This window comes from Pseudomonas mucidolens (genome assembly GCF_900106045.1).
Taxonomy (GTDB): domain Bacteria; phylum Pseudomonadota; class Gammaproteobacteria; order Pseudomonadales; family Pseudomonadaceae; genus Aquipseudomonas; species Aquipseudomonas mucidolens.
The window spans coordinates 1,086,179-1,104,987 of sequence record NZ_LT629802.1 but is presented as its reverse complement, the minus strand read 5'-3'; the positions used below and the strand labels follow the sequence as shown (position 1 = coordinate 1,104,987).

Below are 18,809 nucleotides of genomic sequence, written 5' to 3'. Positions count from 1 at the left end.
TCAATCTACAAATTGCTGCCAAGTATCTTTTACACAAGACCTTTTATCAACAACTGCGCCAGTTGTACGGCATTCAGTGCGGCACCTTTGCGTACGTTATCTGACGTCAGCCACAGATTTAGTTCCGCCAAGTCATCAATCCCGGCGCGGACCCGGCCGACGTAGACCACATCCTGACCGACCGCATCGCCAACAGCCGTAGGGTAATCGCCCTCCTCCACCAGCTCGACGCCGGGTGCCGACTCCAGCACGCGGTTGACGGCGGCGAGGTCGAGATTCGCCCCCAACTGCAGTGACACACTCAAGCTATCGCCAAAAAACACCGGGGCTTGAACGCAAGTGACCGAAATCTTCAGCAAAGGTAATCCAAGCACAGCGCGCAGCTCGTGAACCACACGCTTTTCCAGAGAGGTATGACCCTGAGTATCCGGGGTACCCACTTGGGCCAATAGGTTGAAGGCCATCTGCCGATCAAAGAACTTCGGCTCCAGCGGGCGGACATTTAGCAGTTCAGCGGTTTGCCGAGCCAGTTCGCTGACGGCTTCGCGCCCCTGGGCCGAGACCGCGAGGCTCGCCGTAACACTGAGCCGCTGAATCTGGAGCAGGTCGCGCAGCGGCGCCAGCACCACCGCCAGGTGGGTGGCGGACGGGCTTGGACTGCTGAGCTGGAAGGGTTTTTTCAGGCCCTTGAGCACCTCGGGATTGGCTTCCGGCACTACGTGGGGCGCTTGATCGGCCGGCAAGGCGCCCGACAAATCGATCAACGAACAACCGGCGGCGGTGGCTCGCGGGGCAAAGCTCAGGGTCACCGCCGGGCCGGCGGCGAAGAACGCCAGCTGCACGTGGCTGAAATCAAACTCATCGACTTCCCGCACCCGCACATTCTTGCCGCGAAACGGCACCGACGCGCCCGCTGACTCACTGCTGGCCAGCAAGTGCAGGTTACCCACCGGAAAATCCAGTTCTTCAAGAATCTGCACCAGGGTTTCGCCAACCGTGCCGGTGGCGCCGATCACGGCGATATCAAAAGTCTGGGTCATGGAGACGGCCTCGGGCATTGCGGGGGGAGCGGCACTTTACCGGGTGGCTGGGGGTGAGGCAATTGGCCTGGGCTTTGTCGCGCCGCTGATGGCCCCCTGACCAGCAACAAAAACCCCGCGCCTGTCACCAGAGCGCGGGGTTCTCTTATTGCCTCAAGCAATCAACGCTCGAGCAGAATCCGCAGCATGCGACGCAGCGGTTCAGCGGCGCCCCACAGCAGTTGGTCGCCAACGGTGAAGGCGCCCAGGTACTGGGTGCCCATATTCAGTTTGCGCAGACGGCCCACCGGCACATTCAGGGTCCCGGTAACCTTGGTCGGGCTCAGCTCCTGCATGCTGGTTTCGCGGTTGTTCGGCACCAGCTTGACCCACGGGTTGTGCTGGCTGATCAGCCCTTCGATATCGGCGATCGGCACATCTTTGTTGAGCTTGATGGTCAGCGCCTGGCTGTGGCAACGCATGGCGCCAATCCGCACGCAGATGCCATCCACTGGGATCGGGCTCTTGAAGCGACCGAGGATCTTGTTGGTTTCAGCCTGGGCCTTCCACTCTTCTCGGCTCTGGCCGTTCGGCAGTTCCTTGTCGATCCACGGGATCAGGCTACCGGCCAAGGGCACGCCGAAGTTTTCGGTCGGGTAGGCTTCGCTGCGCATGGCTTCAGCCACACGGCGGTCGATATCGAGGATGGCGCTGGCGGGATCCGCCAGTTGATCGGCGACAGCCGCGTGGGTCGCGCCCATCTGCTTGATCAGTTCGCGCATGTTCTGCGCGCCGGCGCCCGAGGCCGCCTGATACGTCATCGCGCTCATCCACTCCACCAGGCCGGCTTCGAACAGGCCACCCAGGCCCATCAGCATCAGGCTGACGGTGCAGTTGCCGCCGACGTAGTTCTTGGTGCCGGCGTCGAGCTGCTGGTCGATGACCCTACGGTTCACCGGGTCGAGGATAATCACCGCATCGTCTTGCATGCGCAGGCTGGAAGCCGCGTCGATCCAGTAGCCCTGCCAACCGGCTTCGCGCAGTTTGGGGAAGACTTCGCTGGTGTAGTCGCCACCCTGGCAGGTCAGAATGACATCGAGGGTCTTCAGCTCTTCAATGTTGTAGGCGTCCTTGAGCGGGGCAATATCCTTGCCCACGGACGGCCCTTGGCCACCCACATTCGAAGTGGTGAAAAACACCGGCTCGATAAGATCGAAATCCTGCTCTTCCAGCATCCGCTGCATGAGCACGGAACCGACCATACCGCGCCAACCGATCAGACCTACACGTTTCATCGCAACTACACCTTGTTAAAAAGTGGGCCGTCTTGCAGCGACAACTGCAAGCGGGCCCGAGAGATTACAGATTCCGCAGCGCGGCGACTACTGCGTCGCCCATTTCCTGCGTACCCACCTTGGTGCAACCCGACGACCAGATGTCCCCGGTGCGCAACCCCTGATCAAGCACCAGGCTCACGGCTTTCTCGATGGCATCCGCGGCGTCCGCCAGATTGAAGCTGTAACGCAGCATCATCGAGACCGACAAAATGGTCGCCAGCGGGTTGGCAATACCCTGCCCCGCGATGTCCGGCGCCGAACCGTGGCACGGCTCGTACATACCTTTATTGTGGGTGTCCAGGGACGCCGACGGCAGCATGCCGATGGAACCCGTGAGCATCGACGCCTGGTCGGACAGGATATCGCCGAACAGGTTATCGGTGACGATCACATCAAACTGCTTCGGCGCGCGCACCAGTTGCATGGCGGCGTTGTCGACATACATGTGGCTCAATTCGACATCCGGGTAGTCCTGGGCCACTTGCTCGACGATTTCACGCCACAACTGACTGGACGCCAATACGTTGGCCTTGTCCACCGAGCAGACTTTCTTGCCACGCACACGCGCCATGTCGAAACCGACACGGGCGATGCGCCGGATTTCGCTTTCGCTGTACGGCAGTGTGTCGTAGGCCTGGCGCTCGCCATTTTCCAATTCGCGCACGCCACGTGGCGAGCCGAAGTAGATGCCGCCGGTCAGCTCACGGACGATCAGGATATCCAGGCCCGCTACCACTTCCGGCTTCAGGCTCGAGGCGTCAGCCAACTGCGGGTAGAGAATCGCCGGGCGCAAGTTGCCGAATAGCCCCAGTTGCGCACGGATTTTCAGCAGGCCGCGCTCAGGACGGATGTCACGCTCGATCTTGTCCCATTTCGGGCCGCCCACGGCCCCCAGCAGCACAGCGTCGGCCGCGCGAGCCCGTTCCAGGGTTTCATCGGCCAAGGGCACGCCGTGTTTGTCGATGGCCGCGCCGCCGATCACATCGTGGCTCAACTCGAAGCCCAGGCTGTATTTGTCATTGGCCAGTTCCAGGACCTTGACCGCTTCGGCCATGATTTCCGGACCAATACCGTCGCCTGGAAGAATCAGAATCTGCTTGCTCATGTTTTCCTCATTTCATCGGGCGACCCGCCCACAGGCAGGTCGGGAAAAATCACTGGCGTTCGGCCCACACCACCAGCACATCGCTGCTGAAGGAGCCGTCGGCTTCAATCTCGAAATAATCGCGGACTTCCTGGCCCATCGCCTGTTGCAACGCAAGAATCGCGCTGCGCAGGACCTGCGGGGTACGCATGCGTTCGACCCAGGACGTGTATTCCAGGCGCAGGCGCTGGCGACTGCTGCTGCGCACGTGCAAGCCGGCTTCGTTGAGTTGGCGCATCCACTCGCCGGCGCAATAATCGCGCACATGGCTGGTGTCGCGCAGCACTTCGACCGCTTGCAGGTAAGTGTCCAACAGCGGGCTGCCCGGCGACAAGATGTCCACGAATGCCGCCACGCCGCCGGGTTTGAGCACCCGACGCACTTCACGCAGCGCCAGGCCCAAGTCACTCCAATGATGCGCGGAGTAGCGGCTGAACACAAAGTCGAACTCGTCATCGGCGAACGGCAGGCGCTCGGCGGCGCCACGCACCGTGGTGATGTTATCCAGCCCGCGCTCCAATGCAGCGGCAGTGACCACATCGAGCATCTGCTGCGACAGATCGTAAGCCACCACATCCTTGACCAGCGGCGCGACATTGAAGCTCACATGACCGGCGCCGCACCCTAGATCCAGCAGTCGCGCACTGCCCTGCCCGGCCAGTTCGGCCTTTAGCAGCGCGAATTCAGTGCCTTGAGCGTGGACAGCGCTGCTCAGGTAGGCCGCAGCCTGTTCGCCGAATTGTTTTTGCACAACTTGGGTGTGGGCGGTGCTGGTCATGGAAAGCTCCTTATGGTGGTAATGCTGTTCAGTTAAGCAAGTGAAGCGCCTGATACTGCTTGTGTGGCGAGGGGGCTTGTCCCCCGTTGGACTGCGTAGCAACCCCAAAGGCCTTCCCGGTCGTCCAGTCAACCTGGGGGGGCAGGTTTGAGGGCCGCTACGCAGCCCAACGGGGGACAAGCCCCCTCGCCACAGGAGGGTGTTCGGCACGCGACTTTCTTAACTGAACAGCATTACCTTAGGGTGGTACTTTTTTGTAGGAGCGAGGGGACGCCTCGCGCCTACAATCGATGGTGCATTCAGTCATCAAGCATCGCGAAACAACCACGGTTGGCTCGCCCGGTGCTTGGCTTCAAAAGCGGCAATCGCTTCGCCGTCCTGCAAGGTCAGGCCGATATCGTCGAGGCCATTGATTAGGCAATGCTTGCGAAAAGCATCCACTTCAAAGTGGTAGACCTTGCCATCCGGTCGGGTCACGGTCTGCGCGGCGAGGTCGACAGTCAGTTGGTAGCCCACATTGGCTTCCACTTGCTGGAACAGTTCATCCACTTGCGCATCGGTCAAGATGATCGGCAGCAGGCCGTTCTTGAAGCTGTTATTGAAGAAAATATCGGCATAGCTCGGCGCAATGATGCTGCGAAAGCCATATTCTTCCAGAGCCCAGGGTGCGTGTTCACGGCTTGAGCCGCAGCCGAAGTTTTCCCGGGCCAGCAGCACGCTGGCGCCCTGGTAACGCTCGGCGTTGAGCACGAATTCCTTGTTCAGCGGGCGCTTGGAGTTGTCCTGGTAGGCGTAGCCCACGTCCAGGTACCGCCACTCGTCGAACAGGTTAGGACCAAAACCGGTGCGCTTGATCGACTTGAGGAACTGCTTGGGAATGATCTGATCGGTGTCGACGTTGGCACGGTCCAACGGCGCTACAAGACCTGTGTGTTGGGTAAAAGCTCTCATCGGGTATTCCTCAGATCAATTCGCGAACGTCGATGAAACGACCGTTGACGGCGGCGGCGGCGGCCATGGCCGGACTCACCAGATGGGTACGCCCACCGGCGCCCTGGCGCCCTTCGAAGTTACGGTTGGACGTGGACGCGCAGTGTTCGCCCGACTCCAAGCGGTCCGGGTTCATCGCAAGACACATGGAGCAACCCGGCTCACGCCATTCGAAACCGGCCTCGAGGAAAATCTTGTCCAGCCCTTCGGCTTCGGCTTGCGCCTTCACCAACCCCGAACCCGGCACCACGATCGCCTGCTTGATGGTCGAAGCGACTTTACGGCCCTTGGCGATCACCGCCGCGGCGCGCAGATCCTCGATCCGCGAATTGGTGCAGGAGCCGATGAACACGCGGTCCAACTGAATGTCGGTGATCGCCTGATTGGCCTTCAAACCCATGTATTTCAAGGCGCGCTCGATGGAACCACGCTTGACCAGATCAGCTTCCCGAGCCGGATCCGGGACGTTTTGATCAACCGCCAAGACCATTTCCGGCGAAGTGCCCCAGCTGACTTGCGGCTTGATCTGGGTGGCGTCGAGCTTGACCACGGTATCGAACACCGCGTCAGCGTCGGAGACCAGGTCTTTCCAGGCTTCGACCGCGGCATCCCAATCGGCGCCTTGCGGTGCGAACGGGCGACCCTTGACGTACTCGACGGTTTTTTCGTCCGCGGCCACCATGCCCACACGGGCACCGGCTTCAATCGACATATTGCAGATGGTCATGCGGCCTTCGATGGACAGGTCGCGAATCGCACTGCCGGCGAACTCGATGGCGTGGCCGTTACCGCCGGCCGTGCCGATCTTGCCGATCACGGCGAGCACGATGTCTTTGGCCGTGACACCAAACGGCAACTGGCCTTCGACGGACACCCGCATGTTTTTCATTTTCTTAGCCACCAGGCACTGGGTGGCGAACACATGTTCGACCTCGGAGGTGCCGATGCCGTGGGCCAGAGCACCAAATGCGCCGTGGGTCGAGGTGTGCGAGTCACCACACACCACGGTCATGCCCGGCAACGTCGCGCCTTGCTCCGGTCCGATGACGTGGACGATGCCCTGACGCACGTCGTTCATCTTGAATTCGGTGATGCCGTATTCGTCGCAATAGTCATCGAGCGTCTGCACCTGCAAACGTGACACCTGGTCGGCAATGGCTTCGATACCGCCCTTGCGCTCCGGCGTGGTCGGCACGTTATGGTCAGGCGTGGCGATGATCGAGTCGACGCGCCAAGGCTTGCGCCCGGCCAGACGCAGGCCTTCGAACGCTTGTGGCGAGGTCACTTCATGGATGATGTGACGGTCGATGTAGATCAGCGACGACCCGTCATCGCGCCGTTTCACTTCATGGGAATCCCAAAGCTTGTCGTAAAGCGTCTTGCCGGCCATCAGTCGGTCCTCATCAGCGTCTTTCTATGCCCTGGGCATTGAGCAGTTCAATAACCCTTTGGCTTGTGAGGCTGATGCTATGGCGTTACATTAAATAACTCAAATTCATATTTTTTATGCTTTGGATAACCTACTGGAATACACCCATGGACCTGGCCAATCTCAACGCTTTTATTGCCATCGCCGAAACCGGCAGCTTCTCGGGTGCGGGTGAGCGGCTGCACTTGACTCAACCTGCCATCAGCAAGCGCATTGCAGGGCTGGAGCAGCAATTGAAAGTGCGCCTGTTCGACCGGCTGGGTCGTGAGGTAGGCCTGACGGAGGCCGGGCGCGCCCTTCTGCCCCGCGCCTATCAGATTCTCAATGTGCTGGATGACACCCGCCGCGCCTTGACCAATCTGACCGGGGAAGTCAGCGGTCGCTTGACCCTGGCCACCAGCCACCACATCGGCCTGCATCGCCTGCCGCCCGTCTTGCGCACGTTCACCCGTGAATATCCGAACGTGGCCCTGGATATTCAGTTTCTGGATTCAGAAGTTGCCTATGAAGAAATCCTCCATGGCCGTGCAGAGGTAGCGGTCATTACCCTTGCCCCCGAGCCTCATACGCTGGTCCGGGCCACCGCGGTCTGGGATGACCCGCTGGATTTTGTCGTGGCGCCCGAACACAGCCTGGTCAGCAACGGGAAGGTCAGCCTGACTGATATTGCCCGACACCCGGCGGTATTCCCCGGGGGCAACACGTTTACCCACCATATCGTGCATCGCTTGTTCGAGGCCCAGGGCCTGACGCCCAACATCGCCATGAGCACCAATTACCTGGAAACCATCAAGATGATGGTTTCCATCGGCCTGGCCTGGAGCGTGCTGCCGCGCACCATGCTGGATGAACAGGTGACCAGTATCGCGTTACCGGGCATACAGCTCAGTCGCCAGCTAGGCTATATCGTGCACACCGAAAGGACGCTGTCGAACGCTGCGCGGGCCTTCATGAGCCTACTGGATGCACAGGTCGATCCGATGTCGGTATAAAGCCTCGCGTCCCTAGATCCTGAGCCCACGCCGAACGCCCATTGAGCCAAGGCCCTTTGATAATGCCAAACCCCGTCGACCCCACGCCGCCGCTGCCGCATATCCACGCTCTGGACCCGCAGGAGGCAGAGCAACGCTGGAAAAACGCTCCGCAGCTGTTAGCCGCGCTCAATGCCGCACGGCTGGGCGCCTGGAGCTGGGACATCAATAGCGGGCAGATCAGTTGGTCACGGGGCACCCAGGCGCTGTTCGGTTTTGATCCCCGGCAGCCGCTGTCCAGGGACCTGAACTATCTCGACCTGCTGCCCGCCGAGGACCGGAGCCGGGTCATCCGGGCGTTTCATGCGGTATTGGCGGGGGAACCCGTCGAGCACGCCATGCATCACCGCATTCAATGGCCTGACGGCAGCCTGCACTGGCTGGAAATCAATGGCAGCCTGTTAACCGACAAAAACGGGCAACGCCACATGATCGGCGTGATACGCGAGATCACCCATCAGCGCGAACGTGAACAGGCGCTCAGTTATTCGGAAAAGCGCTTCGCTACATTGTTTCACCTGTGCCCGAACATGGTCCTGCTGACTCGCCAGGAAGATGGCCTGATCACTGAAGCCAACCAGTATTTTGAAAGCCTGTTCGGCTGGCCGGTGGCCGACGTGATTGGGCGTACCACGCTGGAACTGGGCCTGTGGGTGCATGCCGAACAACGCGCACAGCTGGTCAAGGCCACCCAGCGCAAAGGCGAGCCGATCACCATGGAGGTGCAATTTCGCGCCAGTAACGGGCAAGTTCATGACGGCACACTCAGCGCACAAAAAGTCGAGCTGGACGGCCATGATTATCTGATCAGTACGTTTCTCGACACCACTCAACGCAAAAACGCCGAACAAGCCCTCAAGGACAGCCAGGAACGCCTGGACTTGGCCCTCGATTCGGCGCAAATGGGCACCTGGGACTGGCACATCCCCAGCGGGATGCTGTACGGCTCGGCACGCGCGGCACAGTTGCACGGCCTGCCACCACACCCCTTTCATGAGTCCTTCGATGCGTTTTTTGAGGGCATGCCCGATGAGGAACGCGACAACATGCGCCACGCCTATCGCACCCTGCGCGAAGGCCCGGCCGGCAATTACCAGTTGACCTATCGCGTGCAACTGGAGGATGGCAGCTCGCGCTACCTGGAAAGCCGGGCCCGCCTCTATCGGGATGAGAACGGCGCACCGCTGCGCATGGCCGGTACCTTGCTGGACATCACCGACCAAGTGGAACGCGAACAACGCTTGAGTGCCTCCGAGGAAAAGTTTGCCAGCCTGTTCCTCGCCAGTCCCGACCCGATTTGTGTCACCAGCCTGGCAACCGGCCAGTTCATCGAAATCAATCCCAGCTTCACCCAGACCTTCGGCTGGACCGCCGAGGAACTTATCGACCAAAGTGCCGAGGAAATCGGCCTGTGGGATGAATCCATCCAGCGCCTGCAACGCGTTGAACAGGTGATCCGGGAGCAGGCGCTGAACAACGTTGCGCTTATCGTCCATCACAAGCACGGTCAAAGCCTGACCTGCGTGATTGCCAGTCGCCTGATCAAGGTGGGCAACCAGCCATGCATCGTTACCACCCTGCGGGACATCACCCAGCAACAGCGCTCGGAAGCCGCGCTCAAAGCCAGCGAAGAGAAATTCGCCAAGGCATTCCATTCGAGTCCCGACGCCGTGTCTATCACCGAACGCGATACCGGGCGTTATCTGGAAGTCAATGATGGTTTCTGTCGATTGACCGGTTACCGAGCGGAAGAAGCCATTGGTCTGACGCTCTACCAGATCGGCATCTGGGCGGACGAAAACCAGCGCACGGCGTTAATGACAGAGTTGCAAACCAACGGGCGTGTTCATCACCTGGATATGTTGTGGCACAACAAACACGGGGCATTGCTGGCGGTAGAGGTGTCGGTGGAGCCGATTACCCTCAATGAAACCCCTTGCCTGCTGCTGACCGCTCGAGACGTGAGCCTGCTGAAAAACGCCCAGGCGCAGATCCGTCACCTGGCCTACCACGACCCGCTGACCAACCTGCCCAATCGCGCATTATTGATGGACCGCCTGAGCCAGCAGATCGCCTTGCTCAAGCGCCATAACTTACGCGGCGCATTGTTGTTTCTCGACCTTGACCACTTCAAGCACATCAACGACTCACTCGGCCATCCGGTGGGCGACACCGTACTGAAAATTGTCACCGCACGCCTGGAAGCCAGCGTGCGCACGGAGGACACGGTTGCACGCCTGGGGGGTGATGAGTTCGTGATACTGCTGAGCGGCCTGGAAGGTACGCGGGTGGCCGTCAGCACCCAGGTTCAGGCGCTGGCCGAGACCCTGCGCGAATTGCTCTCCGAACCGATGTTTCTCGATGGCGAGCGTTTGCAGGTCACCCCCAGCATTGGCGTCGCGCTGATTCCCGATCACGGCTCCACCCCGGCGGACCTGCTCAAACGTGCAGATATTGCCTTGTATCGGGCCAAGGACTCGGGTCGTAACGCCATCCAGATGTTCCATAACAGCATGCAACGTACAGCCAGCGAACGGCAGCGCATGGAAACCGACTTGCGCCTGGCACTTGCACGTGGCGAGTTCAGCATGCACTACCAGCCGCAAGTGGATGCACGCGGTAATCACATCATCGGCGCCGAGGCGCTGGTGCGTTGGCAACATCCACAGCTTGGGCCGCAATCACCGGGCGAATTTATCAAGGTGCTCGAGGACAGCGGCCTGATCCTCGAGGTAGGCACCTGGATTCTCGACGAAGCTTGCGCAGCTTTTGCACAATTGATTGCCGAAGGCCTTGTAGACCCGTTGAGCTTCAGCCTGTGCGTCAATATCAGCCCCCGACAGTTTCATCAGAACGATTTTGTCGAACGAGTGGAACGCAGCCTGAACCGTCATCGGATACCGTTCACCTTGCTGAAGCTGGAAATCACCGAAGGCATTGTGATCCAGAACCTGGACGACACCATCAGCAAAATGCGCCGCCTGAAAAAACTTGGCGTCAGTTTTGCCATGGATGACTTCGGCACAGGTTATTCGTCATTGACCTACCTTAAGCGCCTGCCGGTGGATGCGCTGAAGATTGATCAGTCGTTTGTACGCGACGCGACGCATGACCCCAATGATGCCGAAATCATTCGCGCCATCCTGGCCATGGCCCGCAGCCTGAACCTTGAAGTGATTGCCGAAGGCGTCGAAACCCTCGAACAACTGGAGTTCCTGCAAAAGCTGGGTTGCTACCTGTATCAGGGCTATTTGCACAGCAGGCCACTGCCACTGGAAACCTTCAGGTTAACGCTGCTGGAAGCCGCCGCTCACCTGCGCCTGAGCGAGTGAGCGCGGCGGCTGATCAAACCAGCTTGATTGCCTGATAGTGATGCAGGTCCGCAGGCGGCGCGTTCCATTTTATGCCGTAGCGCTCCTCGTGGCTGCCGATCACCGCCACCGAGTGTCCGTTGTACGCCAGGGTGCCCAATGCGCCGTCCGCCAACTCTTGCCGGGTCGCGTGACGCATATACGCAAAAAGTCCCAGGCGCCTGAACCCCTCTCCCGGCAGCTCGCCATCGTTCAGGCTATCGAGCGCCGCCTTGAAACTCTTCCCTGCGCCTTCATGATTTTCCAGTTGCGCGCGTTTGGCGCTCACCGCATAGAGGAAGTTGGCATCCTTGAGCATGCCCGCGTCATGCCCCTTGAACCCCGAATGGCGGGCCGCAAGCCGCAACTCGGCATGGGACACCGCCAGCACCTTGCCGTCGCGGGTGGTCACTGCATAACCTTGGTCGGTGGCGTGTATTTCACGGTAGATGCCGAGCGGGTTCTGGCCAAACCGCATCATCGCCGCCTTGATGGCCGAGACCGTCACGCAGTTGCCTTCCACCGATTGATAAAAACCGCTCCAGATATCGGCAGGCGCTTCGCCTATGGCTTTGCTTGAAGGATAAGCAGGACTTTTGTCCACCAGGGTCGGCAGCCTTTCCCGTGAGCGCGATAAACGCTCCAGCAGCGACGAAAGCTGGATCAGCAACGCGCTTATAGCGCGTGGCAACTCCGCCGGGGCAGGCAACGGTTTTGCCAGCAGCGGCCGGTTCAGGCGTGCACAGTCATCGACAAGGCGCGCACGCGCGTCGGCCGCCCTCTCCACTTCCGGCACAGCGACGATGCCAGCGTGGGGCGCCTGATTGTATAAACGGATATTCATCAGCCTGGTCTCCTCAGTTCAATACATAGCCACGGAACCCGCCTGGTGCGACCGCTTCGCTCTTGCGCCCATGCCGATCGATGGCACCTTCGGCAAACACGGCCCCGCGCTGAATGCCTTGCTCAAAAACGCCAATCGCATCCTTTTCCAGCACTTGATCTGGCAGCGTCATCTGCATATGGCCGATCAAGCCCAAACCTTGCAGCATACGTTTCGGGAACTCTCCCCTCAGACTGGCCTGCTGGGCAGCGTCGAAGCTTGCGAAAGGCGGGTTGCCCAAGCTTCCGTCTTTTTTGCGCGCGATAAAGGCGGCCGTGATGAAGTGGGCATCCTTGAGCATGCCTGCGTCATCGCCGGAAAAATTCGCTGAACTCGCCACTTGCTTGAGCTGATCGCGGCTGATGTGCACCTTGTAATCATCGCGCATCACCACGTCATAGCCGTCACCGCTGGGCGTGATCTCCCTGAATACGTCCATCGGGCTTTGACCGAATCTAAGCATCGCGGCCTTGACGGCGGCGACATGAACGCTGACGTTGTAGGTCTGGCCGAACTCCCGCGGGGATTCATATAACCCGGACCATGGTTTAAGCGGTCGTTCGCCATTTCGCCTGACGGAAAAGTCCTCAAGGACTGAGGGCGGATCGAGTTCCCGCGGTGTCACCGGGTCTATCGGCACCTGGACCGAGGGTTTTATCTGCGGCGCCACGGTGTCGGGCACGGTTCCATCACCGAGCAGTTTGGTAAGCCTGCCAATGACGTCTGTCAGCAGCGTGAACAAGGACATAAGCGTCATCATGAAATCCCCCCCATCCTGCCCGTCCGCCGGGCGCACCGGTGAAGATTTAACCCAATCAGCGGGCGGCGCCGACGGCGCGTTGTTAAATACATTATTAAATACCTTGTTTAATACTACCGGCGGCTTGTCACACGTCTGCCGCACTTGCTCATGCAGACAGGAATGTTCACGCGAGCCCGTGGGGCTTGAGGAAATAAGCATGCTAAAAACCTTTTAGTGAAACAACGAGATCGTTATGTTGCGCGGCGAGGTCGTAAGGTGATTAAGGGCGTAGCGATTGTTTGATTAGAGCAGACACACGCCGTGCAATAAGTTGCAGGTATTAAAACCTCGCCGTAGCCCATGGATAACTTTATATAAGCGCTGAGCGATACGTGAGCTCACACAAGCCCGGTAATGGTTTCTGGCCAATAGGGAGTTCTGCCTCGGCGGCCCCACAACTCTTCGACGCCATCAATCACTGCCACAGAATGTCCGCGTCGTTCAATAGTGCCAACCATGCCATTAAGTAATGCCGATAACGGAACATTGCGAACATGTTCTCTCAGGCCGAGGCGCATTAATCCCTCTCGCGAATGTTCGCCATCGTTCAATGTTCGTATCGCCTGCTGGAAACTATGTGCCGCCGTGCGGTCGTTATTCTCCAGCTGCGCGCGTTTGGCACTGGCGGCGAACAGAAAGTGTGCGTCGTCGAGCATGTCTCGATTATTGCCGAGGAACGCTGAGCGTCTGGCAGCGATTTGCAGTTCATCGTGAGTCAACTGAAGTTTAAAGCCATCGCGCATCACCACATCAAAACCGGCCTCGGTCTTCTCCACCTCCTTGAATATATCCCGAGGTTTTTGTCCAAACCGCATCATCGCCGCCTTAATCGCAGAGACCGTCACGCAGTTACCATCGGTTCCCTGGCGGAAACCACCCCATATATCGTCGGGCTTTTTGCCGGGGACATACTCTGGCATGACTGGGGACGGCCGCACCGGCGTCACCACAGCCGGTGCAACCCTCGGTTCAGGCACAAACGGTACAAAACCAGGTTTGCCCGGCGAGAAACGAGTCGGATTCGGAGAAAGTGTTTCCCTGAGTTTATTTATCATGCCATCGAACAAGCCGATCATTTTTTTTATCGCATCCACCATACTTCGCAAACCTTCCATGTCCATAGTCTGACGTTGAGGCGTGGCGGGAGGTTGTGGATGGTGAATAGCAGTGGAGTATTGCCAATGACGTGCACGTTTTGCATGTGCCTGACTTGCTGCCTGCTTATCCTGTGCGAATGAGTGAATATCGACACCGTTACATTGACCCGATATGCGCATGGGCTTCTCCAGAGTGGCCAGCTTAAGAAAGCACTAAGCAACAAAAGCCTTATCACGATCAGATAAGTCCGAATCACTATCAGATCGTGCTTAGTACATGTCGTAAGTGGCCGAAAGGGCTTACGCGTTCCAGCAGCACAAGTAACCATACACTGCAAACGGTTAAAACGGCTTCAGTGCCTAGAGGCTTAATCTGTCCATCTGCAGGATTTATCCGACGCCTGTGACCTGCGCCACACCCCGCTCCACGCGGCGTGCCGGGGTGTTCGGCGCGCCGCCGCCAGATGAGCAGGCGAGTTGCGCCGTGTAGTGTCCTGCCACACTTGAGCGGCTGAACGACGCGCACAAAAAAGGGCGCCAGTGGCGCCCTTCTTGACTGCGTGTAATTGAAAAAGTGACTACTTAATGCTGCAAGGCAGGCTTCTGCGCCCCATTGATCGGGATACGCTTGGCTTTCGCCTCTTCCGGTACAACCCGTAGCAGGTCGATACTCAGCAGCCCGTTGCTCAGGTCCGCGGCCTTGATTTCAATGTGATCCGCCAAGCGGAACGACAATTTGAAAGCGCGCTGGGCAATGCCCTGATGCAGGTAAGTGACGCTCTCAGCCTTGGGATCGCGCTTGCCGCCACTGACGGTCAAGACGCCTTTCTCCACTTGCAGCTCCAGATCGTCTTCCTGCAAGCCGGCCGCCGCGATCACGATGCGGTATTGATCATCACCGTGCTCCTCGACGTTATAGGGCGGGTAGCTGCTGCCGGGCTCATTGCGCAGCGCGGTCTCGAACAGGTCGTTGAAACGGTCGAAACCCACGGAAGAGCGAAACAGCGGCGCCAGGGAAAATGCAGTACTCATGGTTCAAATCTCCTGAAATATCAGCAAGGTTTTTATCTCCACGACCCGAATTCGGCATCGTGTACTCCCTAGATAAGGATCGCCGCTTGCATTTCAAGAGATCTTTTTGAAAAAAATTTACGCTGCTGCAGGATGCGCCATGCCCAACAAACCACTGACTTGCTGCAGATCGGTTTCCCGGCGCAGGGCCGTAAACAGCTCCACCGCCTGCGGATAATTGCGCGTCAGCATGGCCAGCCATTGCTTTAAACGTCCTGGCGCCTGCCGTTCAGTCAGTTGCGCCACCGATTGCGACCAAAACTCCCGTAGCATGGGCTGCATCTGCTCCCAGGTCATCTCGACGATCTCTTCGCCGGCACGCGCTGCAGCGATTTGCCGCGCGAGGTCCGGACGCGCGACCAGGCCGCGGCCGAGCATGATGTCCTCGGCTCCACTGATCTCCCGACAACGCCGCCAGTCCTCGACACTCCAGATATCCCCATTGGCGAATACTGGCACCTTGACCACATCTTGCACCCTCGGGATCCACTCCCAATGGGCGGGCGGCTTGTAGCCATCGGTCTTGGTCCGCGCATGCACGACGATGTGAGACGCACCGCCTTCGGCCAGCGCCGTGGCACATACCAGCGCGCCATCCGGGCTGTCGAAGCCCAGGCGCATCTTGGCCGTCACCGGGATGTGCGCAGGCACCGCCCGACGCACATGTTCAACGATCCGGTTGAGCAGCTCCGGCTCCTTGAGCAGCACGGCGCCACCGCGTGACTTGTTGACCGTCTTGGCCGGGCAGCCGAAGTTCAGGTCGATCACCTCGGAGCCGAGTTCACAGGCCAATACGGCGTTTTCCGCCAGGCATACCGGGTCGGAGCCGAGCAATTGCACGCGCAATGGCACACCGGCGGCGGTTTGGGCACCGTGCAGCAATTCAGGCGCGAGTTTGTGGAAATAGGCCGGCGTCAGCAGGCGGTCGTTGACCCGGATAAACTCGGTCACGCACCAATCGATACCGCCAACACGGGTCAGCACGTCCCGCAGGATGTTGTCGACCAACCCCTCCATGGGCGCCAAAGCAATTTGCATGGAAAACACTCAATGAAAAACAAGGCTACGAAAAACGCAGCGCAGTTTACTGGTTTCCCAGCGCAACGGTTAATCCATGTGTCAGGTGTGCAACGCCACACCATAGCCATCGATGAACTCCGCCGGCATGCGTTTGGGTTTGCCGCTAGACAGTTCGATACAGACAAAGGTGGTTTGCGCGCGCAACAGGGTGCTGCCGTCACGGGGACGCAGCAGCTGGAAACGCCGGGTCATTTTCAAGCGCTGATCCCAATCGACGATCCAGGTTGCCAGCTGCAACTCATCACCCTCGTAACCCGCAGCCAGGTAATCGATCTCATGGCGCACCACCGCCATGGCTCGATCGAGGCGTCGGTACGCAGTGAGATCCAACCCCAGACGCTGGGAGTGGCGCCAGGCACAACGTTCCAGCCAGGCTACGTACACCGCGTTATTGGCGTGGCCGAGACCGTCGATATCTTCAGGCCCGACCGACAGATCAATGATAAACGGTGTTGCCAGATCCCAGCCCATGCCTTGCTCCCGGTCGATTAATGTCGGCAGCGAGCAGTGTAACCCAATGATCCTCTCAAGCGGTTTGGCGTTCGGACTGACGACAACCGGCCACTAACGCCAGCACACTTTCAATCACCCGCGGGTCAGCCAGCACTTTCTGGTGCCCGCCTTGCTCCAGGCGCAGCAGGCGGCTGTCGAACCAGGCCTCGTGAATCGCTTGGGACGCCTTGACCGGCACCACGTCATCGTCTGCAGCATGCACGATCAGGCCCGGCAGGTTCAGTTGATAATGCGCTACATCCAAGCGCTTGAGCGGCATGCCGAACGCGTGCTCGACCTGCTGGATAAACGCCGCCCGCGCCCGCGCCGGCAGCCCGACCATGCCGGCAAAACCACGTAGTACATCGAGAAACCTCGAAGGTGCGGAAATACTCACTAACGCATTGGCGCGCAAGCCCAACTGCACGGCCAGCATGGCACTGGCGCCGCCCATCGAGTGACCGACTACCGCGTGCAGCGGCGGTAACTCGGCCGCCGCCTCAAGCATCGCCCGGGCAAACAGCAGCACGTGAGCTTCATGACCTGGCGAGCGACCATGGGCCGGCCCCTCAAGGGCGATCACTGAATAACCGGCATCAACCAATGCCGTGATCAGGCTGGCGAACTGAGTTGGGCGCCCTTCCCAGCCGTGCATCATTAACACCGTCGGCCCTTGCCCCCAACGCAGAGCAGACAAACCGAACCGCAACGTAATGCGCTCTGATTGCGCGAGCAGCGGCAACTCCCAATCGCGTGGCGGTAAATCCCGAGGCGTCATGAAAACACGGCGCATCTTGCTGGCAATGGTCTGCGGCGCCAGCCTGCCGACGGCACCGTTGACGCCACGAACCCACTTTAACGTGCCCATCATTCACTCCTCAGGTTCCAGAGCCTTCTCAGCGCACTGCCGACTTGGATGCACGCAATATGCGATCCGACAATTCTCCCGGCCCCAGGCCGCGAGCCAGGATCAGACCACCAATCATCAGCGCCATATCAGCCAGCGCGTTGTCGGTTTCTTCCGGATGGGTAGCCAGCTGTGCGGCCATCAGCTCGATGTGCTCACTCAATACTTCGCGAAAGCCGTCCGGCAAGCGCCCCATCTCGCCGACCGTTGCCGGCATCGGACAGGCTTGCTCAGTAGAATCGCGGTGTTTGCGTGACAGATAGAACGCCGCCACCAAGGCGCGACGCTCTTCACCGGTGAGGCTCGCATCCATCTCCTCAATAGCCGCTCGACGCCGTGCCAGCAGTTGCTGAAACGCCTCCAACATCAACGCATCCTTGCTTTCAAAGTGCGCGTAGAAGCCACCGACGGTCAGCCCCGCCGCCCCCATGACCTCGCCCACACTAGGCTCGGCTGGGCCGCGCTGGATCAACGCGGCGCTGGCGGCCTGCAGAATGCGTTCTCGGGTTTGTGCTTTTTTATCGCTCATCACTGCCTCCGAATATTACGAATAAAATATTATACTCATAATTATTTTTCGCAAGCGCCGAATATGACCGCTGGTCAGGAGAAGATATAGAGGGAGGAGGAAGGGGCGGGGAGAAACCCAAACGCCAGACAAACAAAAGGGCCATTCAATAATCGAATGACCCTTATAAATCCCGCAGAGCGGGTAATCGTGGCGTCCCCTAGGGGACTCGAACCCCTGTTACCGCCGTGAAAGGGCGGTGTCCTAGGCCACTAGACGAAGGGGACACAAACCTTCTATACAATTTGATCAGGCTGAACTTGAAACCTGGCCTGATCGATTCAAGGACGCTGTGGCCGCAACCTTGAACCTGTAAATTGGTGGAGCTAAACGGGATCGAACCGTTGACCTCTTGCATGCCATGCAAGCGCTCTCCCAGCTGAGCTATAGCCCCGGATTTTTCGCCTCGCGGCGCAGCAGACCTTGCGAGCTGCTTGTTGAAACTGGCGTCCCCTAGGGGACTCGAACCCCTGTTACCGCCGTGAAAGGGCGGTGTCCTAGGCCACTAGACGAAGGGGACAAAACCTTCTGTACAACATGATCAAGCCGGTCTGGGAAACTGGCCTGATCGATTCAAGGACGGTGTGGCCAGACCTTGAACCTGTAAATTGGTGGAGCTAAACGGGATCGAACCGTTGACCTCTTGCATGCCATGCAAGCGCTCTCCCAGCTGAGCTATAGCCCCTCGTCGGTGAGGACGGGGCGAATCTTAAGGGCGTATTGGAAAGCTGTCAAATTTTTTTTCAACAATTTTCAAAATTTTTTGTCGGCATAACAATCACTTACCGATCAAACCCCGCAAAGCCGGGGTTTGACCCATACAGCAGCGGG

The 18,809-nt window shown here is 59.1% G+C and carries 16 protein-coding genes and 4 tRNA genes; 2 read left to right on the top strand and 18 right to left on the bottom strand.

Translation table 11 applies throughout. From position 1 onward, the window contains the following. Positions 1 to 29: 29 nt before the first annotated feature. The 6 genes from BLU75_RS05475 to leuC form a co-directional block, all read right to left on the bottom strand. The gene (locus BLU75_RS05475) at positions 30 to 1,040 is read right to left on the bottom strand and encodes an aspartate-semialdehyde dehydrogenase (RefSeq protein WP_084377377.1); all 1,011 of its coding nucleotides are present in this window, start codon (positions 1,038 to 1,040) and stop codon (positions 30 to 32) included. Positions 1,041 to 1,201: 161 nt separating this feature from the next. After that, positions 1,202 to 2,314, bottom strand: a complete 1,113-nt coding sequence (gene asd, locus BLU75_RS05470) for an aspartate-semialdehyde dehydrogenase (protein ID WP_084377375.1) — start codon at positions 2,312 to 2,314, stop codon at positions 1,202 to 1,204. A 64-nt stretch (positions 2,315 to 2,378) separates the two neighbouring features. Next, positions 2,379 to 3,461, bottom strand: coding sequence for a 3-isopropylmalate dehydrogenase (gene leuB, locus BLU75_RS05465; protein WP_084377373.1), 1,083 nt, complete (start codon positions 3,459 to 3,461; stop codon positions 2,379 to 2,381). A 49-nt stretch (positions 3,462 to 3,510) separates the two neighbouring features. After that, on the bottom strand, positions 3,511 to 4,278 hold the full coding sequence (locus BLU75_RS05460; RefSeq protein ID WP_084377371.1) for a class I SAM-dependent methyltransferase: 768 nt from the start codon (positions 4,276 to 4,278) through the stop codon (positions 3,511 to 3,513). Between the two features lie 306 nt (positions 4,279 to 4,584). Continuing rightward, positions 4,585 to 5,229 (bottom strand): 3-isopropylmalate dehydratase small subunit, encoded by a 645-nt coding sequence (gene leuD, locus BLU75_RS05455; protein ID WP_084377369.1) that lies wholly within the window; start codon positions 5,227 to 5,229, stop codon positions 4,585 to 4,587. 10 nt (positions 5,230 to 5,239) lie between these two features. Then, positions 5,240 to 6,658 (bottom strand): 3-isopropylmalate dehydratase large subunit, encoded by a 1,419-nt coding sequence (gene leuC, locus BLU75_RS05450; protein ID WP_084377367.1) that lies wholly within the window; start codon positions 6,656 to 6,658, stop codon positions 5,240 to 5,242. A gap of 146 nt (positions 6,659 to 6,804) precedes the next feature. Between leuC and BLU75_RS05445 the strand changes: the two genes are divergently transcribed. Both BLU75_RS05445 and BLU75_RS05440 read left to right on the top strand, forming a co-directional pair. Then, a complete protein-coding gene (locus BLU75_RS05445) occupies positions 6,805 to 7,689 on the top strand; it encodes a LysR family transcriptional regulator (protein ID WP_084377365.1) in 885 nt (294 codons plus the stop codon). A gap of 62 nt (positions 7,690 to 7,751) precedes the next feature. Then, positions 7,752 to 11,060 carry a PAS domain S-box protein gene (locus BLU75_RS05440; protein ID WP_084377363.1) on the top strand — a complete coding sequence of 1,103 codons (3,309 nt, stop codon included), beginning with the start codon at positions 7,752 to 7,754 and terminating at the stop codon, positions 11,058 to 11,060. A 13-nt stretch (positions 11,061 to 11,073) separates the two neighbouring features. Here the strand turns inward: BLU75_RS05440 and BLU75_RS05435 are convergent, their stop codons facing one another. From BLU75_RS05435 to BLU75_RS05380, 12 genes are all read right to left on the bottom strand, one after another. Beyond that, positions 11,074 to 11,922, bottom strand: coding sequence for a hypothetical protein (locus BLU75_RS05435; RefSeq protein WP_231982615.1), 849 nt, complete (start codon positions 11,920 to 11,922; stop codon positions 11,074 to 11,076). Positions 11,923 to 11,935: 13 nt separating this feature from the next. Beyond that, a complete protein-coding gene (locus BLU75_RS05430) occupies positions 11,936 to 12,922 on the bottom strand; it encodes a hypothetical protein (RefSeq protein WP_130909168.1) in 987 nt (328 codons plus the stop codon). A gap of 179 nt (positions 12,923 to 13,101) precedes the next feature. After that, on the bottom strand, positions 13,102 to 14,040 hold the full coding sequence (locus tag BLU75_RS05425) for a hypothetical protein (protein WP_130909169.1): 939 nt from the start codon (positions 14,038 to 14,040) through the stop codon (positions 13,102 to 13,104). A 402-nt stretch (positions 14,041 to 14,442) separates the two neighbouring features. Further along, on the bottom strand, positions 14,443 to 14,892 hold the full coding sequence (locus BLU75_RS05420; RefSeq protein WP_090221388.1) for an Hsp20 family protein: 450 nt from the start codon (positions 14,890 to 14,892) through the stop codon (positions 14,443 to 14,445). 117 nt (positions 14,893 to 15,009) lie between these two features. Next, positions 15,010 to 15,969: a tRNA dihydrouridine synthase gene (locus tag BLU75_RS05415; protein WP_084377357.1), complete on the bottom strand. Its 960-nt coding sequence runs from the start codon at positions 15,967 to 15,969 to the stop codon at positions 15,010 to 15,012. An 81-nt stretch (positions 15,970 to 16,050) separates the two neighbouring features. Continuing rightward, on the bottom strand, positions 16,051 to 16,482 hold the full coding sequence (locus BLU75_RS05410; RefSeq protein WP_084377355.1) for an acyl-CoA thioesterase: 432 nt from the start codon (positions 16,480 to 16,482) through the stop codon (positions 16,051 to 16,053). 55 nt (positions 16,483 to 16,537) lie between these two features. Beyond that, positions 16,538 to 17,371 (bottom strand): alpha/beta hydrolase, encoded by an 834-nt coding sequence (locus BLU75_RS05405; RefSeq protein ID WP_084377353.1) that lies wholly within the window; start codon positions 17,369 to 17,371, stop codon positions 16,538 to 16,540. 28 nt (positions 17,372 to 17,399) lie between these two features. Beyond that, a complete protein-coding gene (locus tag BLU75_RS05400) occupies positions 17,400 to 17,939 on the bottom strand; it encodes a TetR/AcrR family transcriptional regulator (protein ID WP_084377351.1) in 540 nt (179 codons plus the stop codon). Between the two features lie 190 nt (positions 17,940 to 18,129). Further along, positions 18,130 to 18,205: transfer RNA gene (locus BLU75_RS05395), tRNA-Glu, on the bottom strand. 91 nt (positions 18,206 to 18,296) lie between these two features. Beyond that, positions 18,297 to 18,372: transfer RNA gene (locus tag BLU75_RS05390), tRNA-Ala, on the bottom strand. Positions 18,373 to 18,422: 50 nt separating this feature from the next. Then, a tRNA-Glu gene (locus BLU75_RS05385) sits at positions 18,423 to 18,498 on the bottom strand. An 89-nt stretch (positions 18,499 to 18,587) separates the two neighbouring features. After that, positions 18,588 to 18,663 (bottom strand) — tRNA-Ala (locus BLU75_RS05380). Positions 18,664 to 18,809: the final 146 nt, after the last annotated feature.